Genomic DNA, 19,581 nt, shown 5'->3' on the forward strand with positions numbered 1-19,581 from the left:
GGGGCGATCTACGGGCGGTCGATGGTGAACGCGGGTGACGTCCAGGATTCGACGTCGGCCGGTTCGTTGCCGAGCGCCTTGACGACCGTCAGCTTCAGTACGTACTGCCCGTCGGGCACGGTGATCGTCCTGTTCCCTCTCTTCGTCACGCCGTTGAAGGGGAAGAAGTAGAAGTTCCCGGTCGTGGCGTTGCGCTCGAAGTACTGGAAGTCGACCGCCGTGTGCCAGGGCCGGCCGGTGGCGGCCTCGAAGACCTCGATACGCAGGCGGCGCACCGGGTGGGCGACGTGGGCGAGCACGTACGGGACGTTCAGCCCGTCGGTCAGGGAGAAGGTCGACGAGGCCGGCGGCACCTTTCGGAAGTCGTCCCCGTCCCATCGTGCGAGCCAGGGGAACCCGTTGGACGTCGGGGTCAGGACCGGGATCGACTGGTAGTCGCCCTTGAAGCCGGTGTAGGGGACCCGGTAGACCTCGGCGGGCGCCTGGGTGTCGGTCAGGGTCAGATAGCCGCCGTAGACGCCCCGGTCCGCGAGCGACCCGGGCGCCGTGATGGTGGCGGTGACCGACGCGCTTCCGCCGCGGGGCACGGTCACGCTCGTGACGGGGTTCCCGGCCGAGGTGAACGCGACGGTCGCCGGTGCGTCGTGGTGGGTGACGTCGAAGGTGTCCGGTCCGGTGGCCAGTGCGGGCGCGTGCGTGAGGTGGTACGTCCTCGGCGCGTTGCTCTGGTTCCTGATCGTGAGGGTCCGCGTCACCGGTCCCGCCTGGCTCTCACCGAGCGAGAGCTTGCTGGGCTCGACCCTCGCCTGCGCGAGTACCGCGCCGGGGATGTCGAGCATGCCACCGCCCTGCCGGTGCACGTTGTCGAGGGCGCCCGGATCGCCGGACGGCGCCTTCGGGTCGGCGGTGTTCTGCAGGATCGTGCGCACGGCGCTCGCGGGGGTGTTGGGCTTGCCCTCCAGGAGCAGCGCGACCGCGCCGGCGACGTGCGGGGCCGACATGGAGGTCCCGCTGAGCGTGGCGTAGCCGCCCTGTTCGACGGGGTACGTGGAGCGGATGAAGCCGCCCGGCGCGCCGAGGTCGGGCTTGAGGGCGAGGTCCGGGCCGGGGCCGTACGAGCTGAAGGACGAGATCTGGTTGCCCGTGGCGTTCGGGAAGTCGTCGACGTCCGCTGTCCAGGTCATGGTGACCGGTCCGTCGGCGAGCCGACTGTCGATCAGGATGCCTTCGCTGTCGGAGACGGTGACGACGGGAATGGTCACGGCAGGCGTGCCGGAGAGGCTCGCGCCGAACCGTCCTGCCGTGTTGTTGTACATCACCACTCCGGCCGCTCCGGCGAGTTCGGCGTTCCTGGCCTTGGTGTGGAAGCTGCAGATGCCACGTCGGATGAGTGCGACCTGGCCGGTCAGGCTGCCGGCCGGCAGGGGGTCGCAGGCGTCGTCGGGTGTGGTGGGCGTGCCGGTCCTTGCCATCGGGAAGCTGCCGCTGGTGGGGGGTGCCGGTGCGCCGACGGCCGGGGAGTATCCGATCTTCTGGCCGTCCGGGGTGATCGTGAACGTCCCCAGCCTGATGTGTGTGTTGTCGAAGGAGGCGACGCCGATGGCCTGGGTGGCGACGCCGGGGGCGCCGCCGGAGTAGAGGCCGCTCTGGCCCTCGTTGCCGATGGACGCGATGACCGGGATGCCCCGGCGGACGAGTCGGTCGGCCCCCTGGGCGAACGGGTGCTGAGGCCAGGCGAAATCGGCGCCGAAGGACATGTTGACCACGTCCACCCGGTCGGCGAGGGCCCGCTCCATTGCCTGGAGGGCGACGTCGACGGTGACCTGGCCCTCGCATCCGAAGACCCTGTAGGCGGCGAACGTGACGCCGGGCGCGACTCCGTCGACCTGGCCGTTCGCCCCGATGTTGCCCGCCACGTGGGTGCCGTGCCCGTCACAGTCGTCCGGGTCCGCGTCGGGGACCGGGGGCGTGTCCTCGCCCGTGAAGTCGTCGCCGACGAAGTCGTAGCCGCCGACGACGCGGCAGCCGGGGCCGAAGCAGCCGCCGAGGTCCGGGTGGTCGTAGTCGATGCCGGTGTCGATCACTCCGACCGTGACGCCCGAGCCGCTGAGTCCGAGTTCGTTCTGGGCGACGTCGGCCCCGGTCATCGCCGTCGCGGTGGCGAGCTGGAGGTCGGCGACGTCCTGCCGCGGGGGAAGCGCGACGGTGTCGACGGGGTAGAGCGCCCGCACGCCCGGCACCTGTGACAGGGCGTCGAGCTGCGAGGGGGCGAGCCTGATCGAGAGCCCGTTCCAGAGCGTGTCGAACGCGTGGCGCTCGCTGAACTCCAGTCCTCTGCGCCGCGCCTCCGCGCGGAACGCCGCCTTCTCGCGCCGGGTGGTGCTCAGGTTGGTGCCGTCCGTCGTCGGCGGACTCTGGAGCTCGACGAACCACAGGTCCGGATTCTCGGCCGCCGAACTGGGCACGGCGGGCCCCTCCTGCGCGAACGCGGCAGGTGCGGCGAGTATCACCACCGCGGCCGAGAAGAGCGCGAGCGCGCGAACCAGGTGGCCAGTTCCCTTGAGCATGTCTCCTCCGTCGCGAGGTGGCGTCCTCCTGGACGCCCGCGACATTGGTTCTCCCTGGACCGCCCGGATTTAACGCATTATCACCATTTACGCCGCCCTTATGACGCATGAGATGCCGCCACCGGGAGGACGTCGTTACGGAGGTCCGGCCCGTGGTCTCAGACCGCCGCCGCCCGCAGCGCGTCCACCGCGATCCGCGCCGCCCGTCCGATCACCGCGTCCGCCGCCGGCAGCGTCACCGTCGTCGCGGCGGCCCGGGTGAAGACGGCCACGGCGTACCGGCCGCCGTCGGGGTACTCGACAACCCCGGCCTCATGGCGCAGCGTCGGCAGGGAGCCGGTCTTGCCGCTGACCCGGACGTCGTCGAAGGGGAACCCGGCGGCGAGGCGGTGGCTCCACGCCTGGAGCCCGAGAACGGCGCGCAGCTCCTCCCCGTACTCCCCCGCGCACACCTCGTCGCGCCAGATCGCGGCGAGCAGGCCGGCGATCTCCCGCGGGGTGGAGCGGTTGGTGCGGGCCGGGTCGAGGGCGCGCAGCCGGGCGACGACGGCGGGGTCGGTGAGGGCGGACGGCGAGCCGCCCGCGTCCTCGCGCAGCGTCGCGTACAGCTCGCGCATGGACTGGACTGCGACGGTACGGGTGAGGCCGAGGCCGGTCATGCAGGCGTTGACGGTGTCCAGGCCGATGGCGTCGATGAGCAGGTCGGCGGCCGTGTTGTCGCTGACGGCGACGGCGAGGCCGGCGAGGTCGCGCAGGGAGAGGCGGGCGGCGTCGCGCATCACGGCGAGGCCGGTGGCGCCCGGCGAGCGGCCTTCGGCGGGGATGTCGACGGGCCGGCGCAGGTCGAGCCGGCCGTGGGCGGCTTCCCGGTAGAGGGCGGCGATCACGCACAGCTTGTGGACGCTCGCGGTGGGGCTCTCCGGATCGGCGCCGACGGCGACCGAGGCGCCGGTGTCGATGTCGGTCGCGTAGAGCTGTCCGGTGACCCCCGCGTCGGTGAAGGCCGAGACGATGCGCGTACGGGCTGCGGCGGTCACAGGGGGAACTCCGATGCAGGGCGGGGGAAGAGCATCCTCGCGGATGCCCCGGAGGGGGTGTCGGTGAGCATGCCCGCGTGGTCGCGGAGGGTCTCGTGGGCGGTCTCGGCGAAGAGGCGTACGGCGGGCCCGTCCCGGCCCTGGGGCCAGGCCGCGGAGGTGCGCCAGGTGACGGGGTTGCCGCGCAGGGGGCGCCAGACGGTGCCGGGCTCGGACGGGGAGTGCGGTTCGAGGGCGACGGCGCCCCCGGAGAGGACGAGTCCGCGGGTGAAGTCGGGTCCCGCGGCCGCGTGGACGGCGCCGGGGGTGCAGCCGTGCCGGGCGCAGGCGGTGAGGGTCTCGTCGTGCAGGGCGGGGGCCTCGGCGCGCGGGAAGAGAACGAGGTCGCGGCCGGTGAGGGCGGCGGCGGGGACCTCGGGGAGGGCGGCGAGGGGGTCGGCGGCGGAGAGCAGGACGCCGAGGGGCTGGTGCAGGACGGGACCGAAGGCGAGGCCGGGCGCGGGGCACGGGTGGCGGACGACGCCGGCGTCGAGGGTGCCGGCGGCGAGTTCGGCGATCTGCTCGGCGCTGGAGAGCTCCCGCAGGTCGAGGTCGCCGCCCGGGGAACGGTCCCGGAAGGCGATGAGCAGGGCGCCGACGGCCGCGGCGCCGAGGCGGGGCGGGACGGCGGCCCGCAGGGTGCCGGCCTGGCCGCTGCGGACGCGGGCGACGGCGGCGGTGAGCCGGTCGGCGGCGGCGAGCAGGTGCCCGGCCTCGGTGAGGACGAGGCGGCCCGCGGGGGTGAGGGTGGTGCCGCGGCTGGAGCGGTCGAGCAGCCGGACGCCGAGTTCGCGTTCGAGACGCCGGATGCGCTGGGAGAGGGAGGGCTGGGCCATGTGCAGGCGCTCGGCGGCGCGTCCGAAGTGTCCCTCCTCGGCCACGGTCCGGAAGTACCGCAGATGCAGCAGCAGGTCCATGAGCGGCAAGGATAGGCAGGCGCCATCCCTCCCACGGCGATGCCGATGACGGGCGGAGCCGGCCGGCCGGGGGCCGGGTGATCCGCTGCCGGGTGATCCAATTGGGTGGCGCGGCGGGCGGCGAGTAGACTGCCGTAGTTGCTCGGCGAGGGAGGCCGTACCCAGCGAGGTACGGCGGTCCGTTATCGACGCGCTCTTCGTAGCAGGCCATCGCCAGTCGTGGCCGGGTGACCACCGTTGTTCGTCACCATCTACGAGGAGTGCACATGTCCGAGGTGAAGCTCGCCACCGAGACCCGTACCGAGTTCGGCAAGGGTGCGGCGCGCCGCGTCCGCCGCGAGGGCAAGGTCCCCGGCGTTCTCTACGGTCACGGCACCGAGCCGGTCCACATCAACCTGCCGGGCCACGAGCTGCTGCTCGCCCTGCGTACCCCGAACGTCCTGCTCTCCCTCGAGCTCGAGGGCAAGAACGAGCTGGCGATCCCGAAGGCCGTCCAGCGCGACCCGCTGAAGGGCTTCATCGAGCACGTCGACCTGCTCCTCGTGAAGCGCGGCGAGAAGGTCACCGTCGAGATCGTCATCGAGACCGAGGGTGAGCTGGCCCCGGGCAGCTTCCTGGTGGAGCACGTGCTGAACACGCTCTCCGTCGAGGCCGAGGCCACCCACATCCCCGAGTCCGTCACGGTCTCCATCGAGGGCCTGGAGGCCGGTGCCTCCATCCTCGCCAAGGACATCGCGCTGCCCAAGGGCACGACCCTGGTGACCGACGAGGACGCCGTCGCCATCCAGATCCTGGCCGCGCAGGCCGAGGAGCCGGCCGCCGAGGGCGCCGAGGGCGAGGCCGCCGAGGGCGCCGAGGCCTGAGCCGTAGGCTCTGCCTGACGTGACGGGGTGACGGGCCGTGCGGCCCGTCACCCCGTTTCTTCTGTACACATGCCGGTACGCACACGAGGAGACGAGACCCCCATGACGGACGACGCCAACGCCCCCTGGCTGATCGTCGGCCTCGGCAACCCCGGGCCGGAGTACGCGGCCAACCGCCACAACGTGGGCTTCATGGTCGTGGACCTGCTCGCGGAGCGCATCGGCGGGAAGTTCAAGCGGGCGCAGAAGGCGCAGGCGCAGGTCGTCGAGGGCCGGATGGGTCCGCCCGGGCCCGCCAACCGCCGGGTGATCCTCGCGAAGCCGATGTCGTACATGAACCTTTCGGGCGGCCCGGTCACGGCGCTGCGCGACTTCTACAAGGTGCCCACGGCGCATGTCGTGGCGATCCACGACGAACTGGACATCGACTACGGCGTGTTGCGGCTGAAGATCGGCGGCGGCGACAACGGCCACAACGGTCTGAAGTCGATGACGAAGGCGATGGGCGCCGACTACCACCGGGTGCGGTTCGGCATCGGCCGTCCGCCGGGCCGGATGCAGGTCGCCGACTTCGTCCTGAAGGACTTCTCCTCGACGGAGCGCAAGGAGCTCGACTACTTCGTGGACCGGGCGGCGGACTCCGTCGAATGCCTGGTGGCGGAGGGTCTGGAGCGCGCGCAGTCGGCGTACAACTCCTGACCGACTCGCCGAGACAGTACGACTGTACGATCGCGGACCATGACGCACGCCCGTAACGCCGCCATGGTCCTGGTCGCCCTGCTGCTCGTCGTCGCGGGCGTCTGGTCGTCCTGGGGCACGGCGCAGCACGTCCTGCTGCCCAAGGGCCGTGAGCACGGCACGCTGACGGTGACCGGCTGCAACGAGGAGACGTGCAGCGGCCGTTACGTCCCGGACGGTCCGCCTTCGCCGCACACCACCCTGACCATCGACCGCTCGGTGGCGGCCGCCAAGGGCCAGACCCTGCCGGTGGTCGTGAAGCCGGGCACGACGGAGGCCGTACGGACGGGATGGGGCGGCGGCCTGCACGCCTGGCTGCCGCTGGGCGGGGCCCTGCTGCTCGCGGCGCCGCTCGTCGGGGGCGGGCTGCGACTGACGAGGACGGCGTGGTCGCTGGCGGGGGTGGGCGGCGCGCTGCTGCTGGCGGCGTTCTTCGCGCTCTGACGAATGTTTCCGGACGCCGTGGCGCGAACGGGCGGGATTGTTATGAACCCTTGGGTTAAGGGTGGCTTAAAGGTGCGGATAGGCTGCCCCCCGCCACCTCCCACGGCAACCCTCTCATCTCTCAGATGGACGACTGCACATGCGACGATCCCTCATCCCCGCCGGCGCGCTGGTCGCGGCCATGGCGGGTTCCCTGGTGCTGGCCCCCGCCGCTTCCGCCACGGGCACGAACGGTGACAACGGCACCGTGAAGATTCACGACTCCAAGACCGGTGAGGAGCTCCGTAAGAACGAGCCCAAGGTCTGCAGCTTCTACCTCGACGCCTTCGGCTTCGACGCCGGCCAGAAGGTCAACTGGCACATCGAGGCCTGGGCGAACAACGACCAGGACAAGGGCACCACCGTCAAGTCCGGTCTCATCACGCTCGACGCCGACGGCCACGAGCGCACCGAGGACATGACCCTCCCGGACGGCCAGTACAAGCTGTTCTGGAACTGGGAGGGCGAGAACGGCCGCGCCAAGCACAAGGTCTTCAAGTCCAAGTGCAAGCCGAGCGAGACCCCTTCGGGCACCCCGTCGACCACGCCGTCCGAGACCCCCTCCGGCACCCCGAGCGAGTCGGCGTCGCCGACCACGCCGGGCGCCACGCCCTCCGCCACCGACTCCGCGTCGGCCGGTGCGACGCCGTCCGCCTCCGGCAGCAGCAACACCGGTGGTGACCTGGCCGAGACCGGCTCCAGCGCCCCCGTCGGCATCATCGCCGCCGCCGCCGTCGCCCTCGCGGGTGCGGGTGCGTTCCTGGTGACGCGCCGCCGCAAGGCCCAGCAGCACTGAGGGCCGTAGCGACAACGACCGTGCCCCCGTCGGAAGATGCTTCCGACGGGGGCACGGTCGTCCCGTGTGGCGGGTGTCAGCCGGTGTTGCGCAGGCCCGCCGCCACACCGTTCACCGTGAGCAGCAGCGCCCGTGCGAGCAGCGGGTCCGCGTCCTCGCCGCGCTCGGCGGCCGCGCGCTGGCGGGCCAGCAGGGCCACCTGGAGGTAGGAGATCGGGTCCAGGTAGGCGTCGCGGATCGCGAAGGTCTGCTGGAGCACCGGGTTGGAGTCGAGCAGCTTCTCGCCGCCCGTGATCTTCAGGACCTCCGCGACGGTGAGCGCGTGCTCCGCCTCGATGGTCTCGAAGACGTGCTTCAGCTCGTCCGGGACGAGCGTGTCGACGTAGTGGCGGGCGATCCGCAGGTCCGTCTTCGCCAGCGTCATCTCGACGTTGGAGAGGAAGTTGCGGAAGAAGTGCCAGCGCTCGTACATCTCGCCGAGGACCTCGTCGAGGCCGGCCTCGCGCAGCGCCTTGAGGCCGGAGCCGACGCCGAACCAGCCGGGGACGATCTGCCGGGACTGCGTCCAGCCGAACACCCACGGGATGGCGCGGAGTCCGTCGAGGGAGACGCCGGAGCCGGGGCGGCGCGAGGGCCGTGAGCCCAGGTGCAGGTCGGCGAGCTGGTCGACGGGGGTGGAGGCGAGGAAGTACGCCGGCAGGCCGGGGTCCTCGACGAGCTTGCGGTAGGCGGTGTGGGCGGCCTCCGAGACCGTGTCCATGGCCGCGTCCCAGCGGGCCAGGGACTCGTCGGACTGGCGCGGCGCGGTGTGCAGGGCGGATGCCTGCAGCGTGGCCGCGACGGTCAGTTCGAGGTTCTCCCGGGCGAGGGACGGGATCAGGTACTTGTCGGAGATGACCTCGCCCTGCTCGGTCACCTTGATCTCGCCCTCCAGGGTGCCCCAGGGCTGGGCGAGGATCGCGTCGTGCGAGGGGCCGCCACCGCGGCCGACGGTGCCGCCGCGGCCGTGGAAGAGGCGCAGGCGGACGCCGTAGCGGTGGGCGACGTCGCGGAGCCGGCGCTGGGCGCGGTGGATCTCCCACTGCGAGGTGGTGATGCCGCCGAACTTGGACGAGTCGGAGTAGCCGAGCATGACCTCCTGCACGTCGCCGCGGAGCGAGACGAGACGGCGGTAGGAGGGGTCGGCGAGCATGCCGTCGAGGATGACGTCGGCGGCCTTCAGCTCGTCGGTGGTCTCCAGGAGCGGCACGATGCCGATCTTGGCCCAGCCGCCGTGCAGGTCGATCAGACCGGCCTCACGGGCCAGGACGGCGGCGGCGAACACGTCGTCGGCGCCCTGGCACATCGAGATGATGTACGACTCGATGACCTCGGGGCCGAAGCGCTCGAAGGACTCCTTGATCGTATGGAACACGCCGAGGGTCTTCTGTCCGGCCGCGTCCAGCGGGGCCGGCGTGGGCGCGAGGGGGCGGCGGGAGCGCAGCTCCTTGGCGAGCAGCTTCTGCCGGTAGTCGCGCGGCATGTCGGCGTACCGCCAGGACTCCTCGCCGAGCCGGTCGAAGAGCTGGCCGAGCGCGTGGTGGTGGGCGTCGGCGTGCTCGCGGACGTCCATGGTGGCGAGCTGGAGGCCGAACGCGGACAGGGTGCGGATGGTGCGGTCCATCCGGCCGTCGGCGAACAGCGCGCCGCGGTGCTCTCGCAGCGAGGTCTGGATCAGCGCGAGGTCGTGGACCAGCTCGGAGGTGCCGAGGTAGTCGCGCCCCTCCTGGTGCTGCGTGCCCTTCGCGAGGCGCTCGCGGGTGTTGACGAGCTTCTGGCGGATGCAGGTGGCCTTGAGCCGGTACGGCTCCTCGGCGTTGAGCCGCTTGTAGCGGGGGCTGATCTCCGGCAGGTTCTCCAGGTCGCGCTGGAGAGAGGTGAGGAGTTCCTCGGTCGCTCCCGCGTAGCGGATGGAGTTGGAGAGGAAGCCGCGCAGCTCGTCGACGAGTTCGAGGGCGTCGGTGATGCCGTGCTCGTGCTGGAGGATCAGCACGTCCCAGGTGACCTGCGGGGTCACGTTGGGGTTGCCGTCGCGGTCGCCGCCGATCCAGGTGCCGAAGGTCAGCGGGCGGGTCCCGGAGGGCAGCTCGACGCCGACGCGCTCCAGCTCGGCGGCGAGGTCCTCCAGGACGTCGCCGACGGCGCCGGCGTGCAGCTCGTCGAGGTAGTAGATGGCGTTGCGGGCCTCGTCGGCGGGCTCGGGGCGGACGACCCGGAGCTCGTCGGTCTGCCAGATGAGGTCGATGTTCTCGGCGAGCCGCAGGTCGTGGCGGCGCCGGTCGGCCTCGATGACCGGCGTCTCCAGGAGGGCGGCGATCCGGCGCAGCTTGTTGAGGACCGAGCGGCGGGCGGCCTCGGTGGGGTGTGCGGTGAAGACCGGCCGTACGTTGAGGTTCCGTACCGTCTCGCGGACGTGCTGCGGGTCGCCGTCCTTGAGCATGTCGGCGGTGCGGGCGAGCAGCCCGCCCTCGGCGGCGCGCTTCTCGCGCATCTCGCGGCCGCGGTGGACCTGCTCGGTGACGTTCGCCAGATGGAAGTACGTGGAGAAGGCGCGCACCAGCTTGGTGGCGGTCTCCAGATCGGTCTCGCCCAGCAGCTCGGCGGCTGCCTCGCCGTTCTCGCGGGTGAGGCTGCGGACCTTCTCGACGAGGTCGAGAAGCTCGTGTCCCTCCTGGCGGACGAGGGTCTCGCCCAGGAGGTCGCCCAGTCGGCGGATGTCGGAACGCAGCTCGGCGCTGGCGGTGGGGGTCTGGTCGGCACTGCTCACAGGTGCGGCTCCTTGCAGTGTTTGAGCACGTCTGGAGGGGTACTGGAGGCTTGCGGACCGCGCTGTCCGACGCACACAGGATAGGTGTCCACTCCCTGGACTCCGCCTTAGCCCCTCTTGCGCCCTCTTGCCGCGCGCCACCGCGCTGCCATACTTACGTCGCCGTAGGTTACGGAACCGTAGCCACGCGCTCCTTTCGTCCCATTCCGCTCACTTTCATCCTCGCCTTCATCCCTCATCCCTTCATCCCCAGGGGACAGCCATGACCACAAGCACCGAGATGCTCGAAACCGAACAGGACCTACCCTCCGGCACGCTCGGCGGGGACAAAAAGCGATCGATCGAGCAGATCACGCTGCTGCTGTTCATCACGGTGCCCTTCATCGCCTTGGTCGCGGCCGTGCCGCTGGCCTGGAGCTGGGGCGGCGTGTCCTGGCTCGATCTGGGCCTGCTGGTCGCGATGTACTACATCGGCTGCCACGGCATCACGATCGGCTTCCACCGCTACTTCACGCACGGCTCGTTCAAGGCCAAGCGTCCGCTGCGGATCGCCCTGGCGATCATGGGCTCGCTCGCGGTGGAGGGTCCGCTGGTGCGCTGGGTGGCGGACCACCGCAAGCACCACAAGTTCTCCGACGCCGAGGGAGACCCGCACTCGCCGTGGCGCTTCGGCGAGACCGTGCCGGCCCTGATGAAGGGGCTGTGGTGGGCGCACATCGGCTGGATGTTCGACGAGGAGCGCACGCCGCAGGCCAAGTACGCGCCCGATCTGATCAAGGACCCGGCGATCCGCCGGATCTCCCGCGACTTCATCTTCTGGACGATTCTGTCCCTGATGATCCCGCCGCTGATCGGCGGTCTGGTGACGATGTCCTGGTGGGGCGCGTTCACCGCGTTCTTCTGGGGTTCGCTGGTCCGGGTCGCGCTGCTGCACCACGTCACGTGGTCGATCAACTCGATCTGTCACGCGGTCGGCAAGCGCCCCTTCAAGTCCCGTGACCGCTCGGGCAACGTGTGGTGGCTGGCCGTGCTGTCCTGCGGCGAGTCCTGGCACAACCTGCACCACGCGGACCCGACCTCGGCCCGGCACGGGGTGCTGCGCGGCCAGATCGACTCCAGCGCGCGACTGATCCGCTGGTTCGAGCAGCTGGGCTGGGCGTACGACGTGCGCTGGCCGAACGCCACCCGGATCGAAGCCCGGCGCCGGGGCGAGCCCGCCGACGCGGCATGATGGAGAACGTGGCGATCGACGGCAGTACCAGCAGCAGCGAGAACAAGCCCCGGCGTGGCCGCCGGGTGCGGATGACGGGCGCGGAGCGCCGGGAGCAGCTGCTGGACATCGGCCGGACACTCTTCGCCGCGAAGGGCTTCGAGGGCACGTCGGTGGAGGAGATCGCGGCGAAGGCCGGGGTCTCCAAGCCGGTGGTGTACGAGCACTTCGGCGGCAAGGAGGGGCTGTACGCGGTCGTGGTCGACCGGGAGATGCGCCAACTGCTCGACATGGTGACCGGGGCGCTGACGGCGGGCCATCCGCGCGAGCTCCTGGAGCAGGCGGCCTTCGCGCTGCTCGACTACATCGAGCGGTACACCGACGGTTTCCGGATCCTGGTCCGCGACTCCCCGGTGGCCCAGTCGACCGGCACGTTCGCCTCGCTCATCAGCGACATCGCCACACAGGTCGAGGACATCCTGGGTCTGGAGTTCAAGGCCCGCGGCTTCGACCCGAAGCTGGCCCCGCTGTACGCGCAGGCGCTGGTGGGCAGCGTGGCGCTGACGGGCCAGTGGTGGCTGGACGTCCGCAAGCCGAAGAAGGCGGAGGTCGCGGCGCATCTGGTGAATCTGGCGTGGCACGGCCTGGACGGTCTCGAGCAGAAGCCGCGGCTGATAGGGCACCGCAAGAGCTGACGGTCCGATCCCGCACCACCCCCGCTCCCCGCACGGGCGCCCCGCCCCGGATCTCCGGGTGCGGGGCGCCCGTGCGTCACATCGGCTTCGTCGCGACGGCGAAGATGCGGCGGAAGGGGAAGACCGTGCCGTGCGGCCCCGGCGGGTACGCCTCGCGCAGCAGGTCGCGGTACTGGGCGAGGAAGGCGTCCGTCGCCTCCTGGTCACCCTCCAGTGCGGTCAGTACGGGGCGCAGGGCCGTGCCCTTGACCCAGTCGAGGACCGGGTCCTCACCCGGCAGGAGTTGTGAGTAGGTGGTCTCCCAGGTGTCGGTCCGGCAGCCGAGGTCGGCAAGGCGGTTCAGATAGTCGGCCGCGTCGAGGACATGGACGAATCGGCGCCCCTCGCCGTCGAGGCGGTCGCGCCATTGCGGGGTGTCGCAGAGCTCGCCGAGCAGGGCGTGACTGGGCGAGGTGAAATTGCCGGGGACCTGGAAAGCGAGGGTTCCGCCCGGCTTGAGACCGGCGATCCAGGCGGCGAAGGACTCGGGGTGGTTGGGGACCCACTGGAGGGCGGCGTTGGAGACGATCAGGTCGTAGGGCTCTTCGGGGACCCAGTGGGCGGCGTCCGCGCGCCGGAAGTCGAGCCAGCCGCCGCCGGCCGTCGTGCCGGCCCAGTCCTTCTCGGCCCGTTCCAGCATGTCGGGCGAGAGGTCGAAGCCGGTGATGTGGGCATCTGGCCAGCGGTCGGCGAGGAGGACGGTCACATTGCCGGGGCCGCAGCCGAGGTCGGCGATCCTGGCCGGGCGGCCGCTGGTGGGGAGAAGCGGTATTCGGGCGAGCAGGTCGAGGAACGGGCGGGTGCGGTGGCCGGAGTGTCGGAGGTACTGCTGCGGGTCCCACGTCGGTGCGGCAGATGCAGAAGATGGTGCGGAATGCATGTTCGAGCCCCCTTGCTGGAACGAGTTGCCGAAGCGGAACAGGGTTCCGGCCCGGTCCTTCCCCATAGTCCAGCGGAATATATCTTGACGTCAAGAGACTTTATGTCAACAGACCCTCTACACTGATCGACATGGAGGACGAGGTCGACCGGCTGGTCGCTGCATGGCGCCGCGAGCGCCCGGACCTCGACGTGGAACCGCTCGAGGTCCTGAGCCGCGTCTCACGGCTCGCCCGCCACCTCGACCGCGCCCGTCGGCTCGCGTTCTCCGAGCACCAGCTGGAGCCCTGGGAGTTCGACGTCCTGACGTCGCTGCGCCGCGCCGGCGCCCCGTACCAGCTCTCCCCCGGCCAGCTCCTCACCCAGACGCTGGTCACCTCGGGCACCATGACCAACCGCATCGACCGGCTCACCAAGAAGGGCCTCGTCGAGCGACTGCCCGACCCCAGCGACCGGCGCGGGGTCCTGGTCCGCCTCACCCCCGAGGGCCGCGACCGGGCCGACCAGGCGCTCGCCGGGCTGCTCGCCCAGGAGCGGGCCATCCTGGCCCAGCTCTCCCGCGCCCAGCGGGGTGAACTGGCCGGGCTGCTACGCCAGCTGACCGCCCCGTTCGACAACATCCCCGGCTAGGGCGCCCTCCAGCTCGGCGGGTCCGACACCGGCCCGGCGTGCCAGCGCGACCGCGGCCAGCGTGGAGTGCACGCCCAGCTTCCCGAGCACGTTCTGCATATGCGTACGGACAGTGTGCGGGGAGAGGAAGAGCCGCTCGGCGACGGCCTTGCGCCCCAGGCCCGCGACCATGCAGCGCAGCACCTCCCGCTCGCGCGGGGTCAGCGACTCCACGAGCTGTTCGCTCTCGGTGCGGTGCTTGCGGGCGGCCGTCAGCTCGCGCAGAACGCCGGTGAGGAGCGCGGGCGGCAGATGCGTCTCGTCGCGCAGGACACCGCGGATCACGGCGAGCAGCCGCTGCAGCGAGCAGTCCTTGGCCACCCAGCCCGAGGCTCCGGCCTGCAGCGCGAGCGCGGCCCGGTGGGCGTCGTCCTTCTCCGCGAGCACGACCGTACGGACGGCGGGCTGGGCCGAACGGACCCCGGCGACCAGTGAGATGCCGTCGACCACACCCTCCCCGTGGTCGGGTACGACCCGGGCCACCGCGACCGACGCCGTCGGCCCGGCCACCGTGCCCAGGTCGGCGTCGACCAGCATCACGTCGTACCGGCGCCCCTCGGCGACCGCGCGGTCCAGACAGCGCAGCGCGGCGGGACCGCTGCCCGCGGCGGAGACGTCGACGTCGGGCTCGGCCGCGAGGGCGGCTGCCAGCGACTCGGCGAAGATGCGGTGGTCGTCCACCACCAGAACCCGGATACGACCCACGGACACCCCCAAGTGTCGAGGAACGGACCGGCGCGGGTACGGCGCCGGGACGAGGGTCCGTCGTTCGCACGGCCGCCGCCGTGCAGTGACTGTTACCCCGTCCCGGGCGCCGTACCCGACTGGTCTCGCCCCCTGATCAGCACCGGCCCCCACCGGCGCTGTGCATCAGAGTACGGGCGGGGCGCCGCCACGGGAGGCGATTCGCAGAACTGGCCGAACGTCTCGGGTACGCCTGTGCCGCATGTGTCCGATCGCGACAGAAGTCGACAATTCCGGGGCTTTTCCTGTGCTTCTCCAGGTGCTTCAGAGCCGTCGCGCCCCCTCCGACGGCACCGCGGGGAAGATCCTCGGAGCGGCGAACCCGGCCTCGGCGAAGGCCTTCTCCACCGCGGCGGACACGGCCGCCGCCGCCCGCTCCTCGACCAGCACGATCGCCGAACCGCCGAAGCCACCGCCCGTCATCCGCGCCCCGAGCGCGCCCGCCGCGTTCGCCGCCTCGACGGCGAGGTCCAACTCGGGGCAGGAGACCCGCAGATCGTCCCGGAGCGAGGCATGGCCCTCCGTGAGGACGGGGCCGACGGCCCGCGCGTCACCGGCGTCGAGGAGCGCGATCGTCCGTTCGACCCGGTGGTTGTCCGAAACTACGTGGGTGACATAGCGGCGAACCGATTCGTCGCTCAAACGCGCGAGGGCGTCGGGCAGATGCACGTACGGGACTTCGCGCAGCGCGCGCACGCCGAGCGCCCGCGCACCCGCTTCACACCCGGCGCGGCGCGCCGCGTACGCGCCGTCCCCGAGCGCGTGCTTCACCCGGGTGTCCACGACGAGGAGCCGCAGCCCTTGCGCGGCCAGGTCGAAGGGCACCTGGCGGTACGAGAGGTCGCGGGTGTCCAGGAAGAGCGCGTGACCCTCGGCGGCGCACGCGGACGCCATCTGGTCCATCACCCCGCAGGGGACGCCGACGAAGGCGTTCTCCGCGCGCTGGGCGACAACAGCGAGTTCGGGACGGCTCAGACCGAGCCCGAACAGGTCGTTCAGGGCGAGCGCGGTGACGACCTCCAGGGCGGCGGAGGACGAGAGCCCGGCGCCGGTCGGGACGGTGGAGGCGAGGTGGATGTCCGCCCCGGTGACCGGGTGGCCCGCCTCGCGCAGCGCCCAGACGACACCGGCCGGGTACGCGGCCCAGTCGGTGCTCGCGAGCGGTTCGAGCGCGGAGACGTCGAGTTGGACGATGCCGCCCTCGATGTCGGCGGAGTGGACCCGCAGGGTGCCGTCCGTCCGCCGGGCGACGGCCGCCACCGCCGTGTGCGGCAGGGCCAGCGGCATGACGAAGCCGTCGTTGAAATCGGTGTACTCACCGATCAGGTTGACGCGCCCGGGGGCGGCCCAGATGCCCTCCGGCTCCACCCCGTACAGCGCCTCGAACTCCGCCAGTACGCTCATGCGCTTCCCTGCTCCCTCTCTCGCGCGAACGCCCAGGCGTCGCGCACGATGTCCGCCAGGTCCGGGCGGGACGGAATCCAGCCGAGCCGCTCGCGCGCGGCCTCCGCCGAGGCGACGAGCACCGCCGGGTCGCCGGGCCGGCGCGCGGCCGTCACCTCGGGAACCGGATGCCCGGTCACCTTACGGACGGTCTCGACGACCTCGCGCACGGAGAAGCCGTTGCCGTTGCCGAGGTTGCAGATCAGATGCTCGCCGGGCGTCATGGCGCCGAGCGCGAGCAGATGGGCCTCGGCGAGGTCGGCGACGTGGATGTAGTCGCGTACGCAGGTGCCGTCCGGGGTCGGGTAGTCGTCGCCGTAGACGCTGATCGCCTCGCGCCGGCCGAGGGCGACGTCGAGGACGAGCGGGATGAGGTGCGACTCGGGCTCGTGGCGCTCGCCGCAGCCGCTGTACGCGCCCGCCACGTTGAAGTAGCGCAGCGAGACCGCGGCGAGGCCGTGGGCGGCGCACTCGCCGCCGATCATGTGGTCGACGGCCAGCTTGGACGCGCCGTAGGGGCTCGTCGGAGCGGTCGCCGCGGACTCCGTGATCGGCACGGACTCCGGCTCGCCGTAGGTGGCGGCCGTGGAGGAGAAGACCAGCCTGCGGACGCCCGCCCCGCGCATGGCGGCGAGCAGGGCCGTCGTCCCGCCGACGTTGTTCTCCCAGTACTTCTCGGGCTTGGCGACCGACTCGCCGACCTGGGAGAACGCGGCGAAGTGCAGGACGCCGTCGTACGAGCCGTCCAGCCACTTCGCGGCGTCCTGGATGCGGCCCTCGATGAACTCGGCGCCGGCCGGGACGCCTTCGGCGAAGCCGGTGGAGAGGTCGTCGAGGACGGTGACCTCGTGCCCGGCCTCCAGCAGATGCTGGGCGACCGTGCTCCCGACGTAGCCCGCGCCGCCTGTCACCAGGTATTTGAATGTCGCAGCCCTCATGGGGTCGCCACCTCTCGGAGTCGCTCGGCCGCCGCCTCCGGCGGCACGTCGTTCATGAACGCGCCCATGCCGGACTCGGTGCCCGCGAGGTACTTCAGTCTGCCGGGCGCCCGCCGGACGGTGAAAAGCTCCAGGTGCAGCCCGAACTCCTCCCGGTCCTCGCCGGTGAACGGCGCCTGGTGCCAGGCGGCGATGTAGGGCGTGGGCGGCTCCCCCGGACCGAAGATCCGGTCGAAGCGCCTCAAGAGTTCCAGATAGATCTGTGGGAAGGCTGTGCGCGCCGCGTCGTCGAGCGCCCGGAGATCGGGCACGCGGCGGGTCGGGTGGAGGTGGATCTCGTACGGCCAGTGCGCGGCGTAGGGCACGAAGGCGATCCAGTGCTCGGTCTCCAGGACCACGCGGACGCCGTCGGCCCGCTCGCGGGCGACGAGGTCGTCGAAGAGATTGCGTCCGGTACGGGCCCGGTGCTCGGCGGCGTTGCGCCGCATGAGAGCCGTACGGGGAGTGGTGTACGGGAACGCGTAGATCTGGCCGTGGGGGTGGCCGAGGGTGACGCCGATCTCGGCGCCCCGGTTCTCGAAGCAGTACACCTGCTCGACGCCGGGCCGCTCGGCGAGTTCGGCGGTCCGGTCGGTCCAGGCGTCGAGGACGAGCGCCGCCCGCTCGGGGGTGAGGTCGGCGAAGGACGCGTCGTGGTCGGAGGTGAAGCAGACGACCTCGCACCGCCCGGCGTCGCCGGCGAGCGAGGGGAAGCGGTTCTCGAAGACGGCGACCTCGTAGTCCGGGGACGGGATCTCGCTCAGCCGCCCGTCCCGGGAGGGGCAGAGCGGGCACTCGTCGGCGGGCGGGTGGTAGGTCCGTGCCTGCCGGTGCGAGGCGATGGCGACCGAGTCCCCGAGCAGCGCGTCGTACCGGATCTCCGAACGGGAGGAGACGGGGTCGAGAGGCCGTGCGTCGGCGGCGTCACGGACGGCGTCGTCGCGCCGGTCGTAGTAGATGAGCTCGCGCCCGTCGGCGAGTGTGGTGACGGTCTTCTTCACGGGGTGTCCTCACCGGGGAACCAAACAGAACCACGCACAAGGAACCACAATCAAACATCCGCGTCAACGCCAAGGGTCGGGATGTGGGCATACGTTCCGCTGGGCGGATCCCGGGACGGGGTGGGGGCGCCGGCACGGAGGCCGGCGCCTCGTCGCGAGTGCTGCCGTGAGACCCCTAGGGCGTGTCCGGCGGGTCCGCGGCGCGGGCCGCGGACCCGGCCATGAGCCGCCGGACAGGGCCTAGGGCCGCTCGCTCCGGGCCCCCGGCACATGGGCCCGATCCAGCAACCCGGTCCGCGCGGCAAGCGCCGCCGCCTCCAGGCGCGACCCCACCCCCAGCTTCATCAGCACCCGCTGCACATGCGTCCGCGCCGTGCTCGGCGCGATCCCCATGCCCGCGGCGATCAGCCGGGTGTCCTCCCCCTCCGCCACCCGGACGAGGACCTCGACCTCCCGCGGCGTGAGCATTCCGAGGAGACGCTGCCCTTCGTCGTCCGGCTGCACCGCCGGATTGAGCAGCTCGGCGAAGGCCCCCTGGAGGAGTTGCGGCGCCACCGCCGCCTCCCCCGCCCGCGCCTTGATCAGCGCCCGCTCGACGCCCTCGATGCGCTCGTCGTGCCGTACGTACCCCGAGGCGCCGGCCGCGAAGGCCGCCGCGATCCCGCGCGGCGAGGGCACCGGACCGAGCACGACCACGGCCACCTGCGGCCGCTCGCGCTTGATCCGCACGATCGGGTCGAAGACGCCCGGCTCGGCCGGCGCGGCCGTGCCGAGCAGACACACCTCCGGGGCCCGGCTCACCACCAGCTCCGCGGCGCCCGCCACCGGGGCGGCCGCCGCGAGCACGCGGTGCCCGCGCAGTTTCAGTGCCGAGGCGAGCGCCTCGGCGAGAAGTCGGTGGTCGTCGACCACCATGAGCCGCACGCCCATCGAGGTACCCCTTAGATCCCCCCTGAAGCCGTCCCCCGGCCCCAGCCACTCCGATGACCCGGCAAACTACACGCTCCTGGGGGCATACGTTCCCGAACTCCGACGGAATGCCACCCACGGGCCGAAATCACCTTGATTGGCCGCCCCCTGGCGGAACGTCAGCTTCCGTCCCACGGCGCATTAGCATGATCACAACCCACAGGAAGAGAGAAACGAACCCATGCGCATGCGTGGCATCTCCGTCGCCCTCGCCGCCGTCGCGGCCGCCCTGGCCGTGCCGGCCACCGCGACCCCCTCGCAGGCCGCCGCCCCGGTCAGCAAGGTGTACCTGACGACGCCGTACGCGAAGATCGTCGCCTACTGGACGTGGAAGGCGGACCGGCTGGACCCCGTCGGCATGTCCGTCCAGGACACCGCATCGGACGGTTACGCGGTCAGCATCCGGCTCGTCACCGAGTCGAACGCGCAGGGCAGGCGCTACTGGCCCATCCACACGGTGACCACCGGCGCCGGCACGGGCCTGAACCGGACGACCTACGCGATCACCGGCCACTCGCCGCAGAGGGCATGGGTCGAGACGTGCAAGTGGAAGGGCGGCAACCGGTACGACTGCCGTATCTCGGAGATCACGCACAACCCGATCGACGACTCCAGCGTGTCGGGCTGATCCACCGCACCACACCGGGCACCCCGGACACACCGACGGCCCGGCGCATCGACATCGTCGACGCGCCGGGCCGTCCCGGTC

The 19,581-nt window shown here is 71.6% G+C and carries 18 protein-coding genes; 8 read left to right on the plus strand and 10 right to left on the minus strand.

Annotated elements, in window-relative coordinates; all coding sequences use genetic code 11:
* Positions 1 to 8: 8 nt before the first annotated feature.
* From ABZ939_RS14455 to ABZ939_RS14465, 3 genes are all read right to left on the minus strand, one after another.
* Positions 9 to 2,567, minus strand: coding sequence for a S8 family serine peptidase (locus ABZ939_RS14455; protein ID WP_361853497.1), 2,559 nt, complete (start codon positions 2,565 to 2,567; stop codon positions 9 to 11).
* 158 nt (positions 2,568 to 2,725) lie between these two features.
* Entirely contained in the window at positions 2,726 to 3,604 is an 879-nt protein-coding gene (locus ABZ939_RS14460; RefSeq protein ID WP_361853500.1) for a serine hydrolase, read from the minus strand.
* The gene (locus ABZ939_RS14465; RefSeq protein WP_361853503.1) at positions 3,601 to 4,560 is read right to left on the minus strand and encodes a LysR substrate-binding domain-containing protein; all 960 of its coding nucleotides are present in this window, start codon (positions 4,558 to 4,560) and stop codon (positions 3,601 to 3,603) included. Before ABZ939_RS14465 ends, ABZ939_RS14460 begins: the two co-directional genes overlap by 4 nt.
* A gap of 266 nt (positions 4,561 to 4,826) precedes the next feature.
* Between ABZ939_RS14465 and ABZ939_RS14470 the strand changes: the two genes are divergently transcribed.
* The 4 genes from ABZ939_RS14470 (at position 4,827) to ABZ939_RS14485 (ending at position 7,440) form a co-directional block, all read left to right on the plus strand.
* Positions 4,827 to 5,423 (plus strand): 50S ribosomal protein L25/general stress protein Ctc, encoded by a 597-nt coding sequence (locus tag ABZ939_RS14470; protein ID WP_361853506.1) that lies wholly within the window; start codon positions 4,827 to 4,829, stop codon positions 5,421 to 5,423.
* A gap of 102 nt (positions 5,424 to 5,525) precedes the next feature.
* Entirely contained in the window at positions 5,526 to 6,122 is a 597-nt protein-coding gene (pth, locus tag ABZ939_RS14475; RefSeq protein WP_361853509.1) for an aminoacyl-tRNA hydrolase, read from the plus strand.
* A 39-nt stretch (positions 6,123 to 6,161) separates the two neighbouring features.
* A complete protein-coding gene (locus tag ABZ939_RS14480) occupies positions 6,162 to 6,605 on the plus strand; it encodes a hypothetical protein (RefSeq protein ID WP_361853512.1) in 444 nt (147 codons plus the stop codon).
* A 139-nt stretch (positions 6,606 to 6,744) separates the two neighbouring features.
* Positions 6,745 to 7,440: an LPXTG cell wall anchor domain-containing protein gene (locus ABZ939_RS14485; RefSeq protein WP_361853515.1), complete on the plus strand. Its 696-nt coding sequence runs from the start codon at positions 6,745 to 6,747 to the stop codon at positions 7,438 to 7,440.
* Between the two features lie 76 nt (positions 7,441 to 7,516).
* Here ABZ939_RS14485 and ppc read toward each other — a convergent pair whose 3' ends face one another.
* Entirely contained in the window at positions 7,517 to 10,246 is a 2,730-nt protein-coding gene (gene ppc / locus ABZ939_RS14490) for a phosphoenolpyruvate carboxylase (RefSeq protein ID WP_361853518.1), read from the minus strand.
* 262 nt (positions 10,247 to 10,508) lie between these two features.
* On the opposite strand from ppc, the gene ABZ939_RS14495 reads away from it, so the two are divergent.
* Complete coding sequence (locus ABZ939_RS14495; protein ID WP_361853521.1) at positions 10,509 to 11,477, plus strand: fatty acid desaturase; 969 nt, start codon at positions 10,509 to 10,511, stop codon at positions 11,475 to 11,477.
* Positions 11,477 to 12,151, plus strand: coding sequence for a TetR/AcrR family transcriptional regulator (locus ABZ939_RS14500; RefSeq protein ID WP_260230209.1), 675 nt, complete (start codon positions 11,477 to 11,479; stop codon positions 12,149 to 12,151). The genes ABZ939_RS14495 and ABZ939_RS14500 overlap by 1 nt, the downstream gene beginning before the upstream one ends.
* A 76-nt stretch (positions 12,152 to 12,227) precedes the next feature.
* Here ABZ939_RS14500 and ABZ939_RS14505 read toward each other — a convergent pair whose 3' ends face one another.
* The gene (locus ABZ939_RS14505; RefSeq protein ID WP_361853524.1) at positions 12,228 to 13,070 is read right to left on the minus strand and encodes a trans-aconitate 2-methyltransferase; all 843 of its coding nucleotides are present in this window, start codon (positions 13,068 to 13,070) and stop codon (positions 12,228 to 12,230) included.
* A gap of 131 nt (positions 13,071 to 13,201) precedes the next feature.
* Here ABZ939_RS14505 and ABZ939_RS14510 point away from each other — a divergent pair, with 131 nt between their 5' ends.
* Positions 13,202 to 13,699: a MarR family transcriptional regulator gene (locus ABZ939_RS14510; RefSeq protein ID WP_361853527.1), complete on the plus strand. Its 498-nt coding sequence runs from the start codon at positions 13,202 to 13,204 to the stop codon at positions 13,697 to 13,699.
* Here the strand turns inward: ABZ939_RS14510 and ABZ939_RS14515 are convergent.
* The 5 genes from ABZ939_RS14515 to ABZ939_RS14535 all read right to left on the minus strand — a co-directional run bounded on the left by ABZ939_RS14515 (position 13,658) and on the right by ABZ939_RS14535 (position 18,833).
* Entirely contained in the window at positions 13,658 to 14,443 is a 786-nt protein-coding gene (locus tag ABZ939_RS14515; RefSeq protein WP_361853530.1) for a response regulator transcription factor, read from the minus strand. The genes ABZ939_RS14510 and ABZ939_RS14515 overlap by 42 nt on opposite strands.
* Before the next feature lie 303 nt (positions 14,444 to 14,746).
* Positions 14,747 to 15,886 carry a galactokinase gene (gene galK / locus ABZ939_RS14520; RefSeq protein ID WP_361853533.1) on the minus strand — a complete coding sequence of 380 codons (1,140 nt, stop codon included), beginning with the start codon at positions 15,884 to 15,886 and terminating at the stop codon, positions 14,747 to 14,749.
* Positions 15,883 to 16,863: a UDP-glucose 4-epimerase GalE gene (gene galE / locus ABZ939_RS14525; protein WP_361853536.1), complete on the minus strand. Its 981-nt coding sequence runs from the start codon at positions 16,861 to 16,863 to the stop codon at positions 15,883 to 15,885. The genes galK and galE overlap by 4 nt, the downstream gene beginning before the upstream one ends.
* Positions 16,860 to 17,903 carry a galactose-1-phosphate uridylyltransferase gene (galT, locus tag ABZ939_RS14530; protein WP_361853539.1) on the minus strand — a complete coding sequence of 348 codons (1,044 nt, stop codon included), beginning with the start codon at positions 17,901 to 17,903 and terminating at the stop codon, positions 16,860 to 16,862. Before galT ends, galE begins: the two co-directional genes overlap by 4 nt.
* A 240-nt stretch (positions 17,904 to 18,143) precedes the next feature.
* Positions 18,144 to 18,833, minus strand: a complete 690-nt coding sequence (locus ABZ939_RS14535; RefSeq protein WP_361853541.1) for a LuxR C-terminal-related transcriptional regulator — start codon at positions 18,831 to 18,833, stop codon at positions 18,144 to 18,146.
* Positions 18,834 to 19,053: 220 nt separating this feature from the next.
* Here ABZ939_RS14535 and ABZ939_RS14540 point away from each other — a divergent pair, with 220 nt between their 5' ends.
* Positions 19,054 to 19,500: a hypothetical protein gene (locus tag ABZ939_RS14540; protein WP_361853544.1), complete on the plus strand. Its 447-nt coding sequence runs from the start codon at positions 19,054 to 19,056 to the stop codon at positions 19,498 to 19,500.
* The last annotated feature ends 81 nt before the right edge of the window (positions 19,501 to 19,581 follow it).

It is taken from the genome of Streptomyces sp. NPDC046712, from assembly GCF_040645695.1.
Taxonomy (GTDB): Bacteria; Actinomycetota; Actinomycetes; order Streptomycetales; family Streptomycetaceae; genus Streptomyces.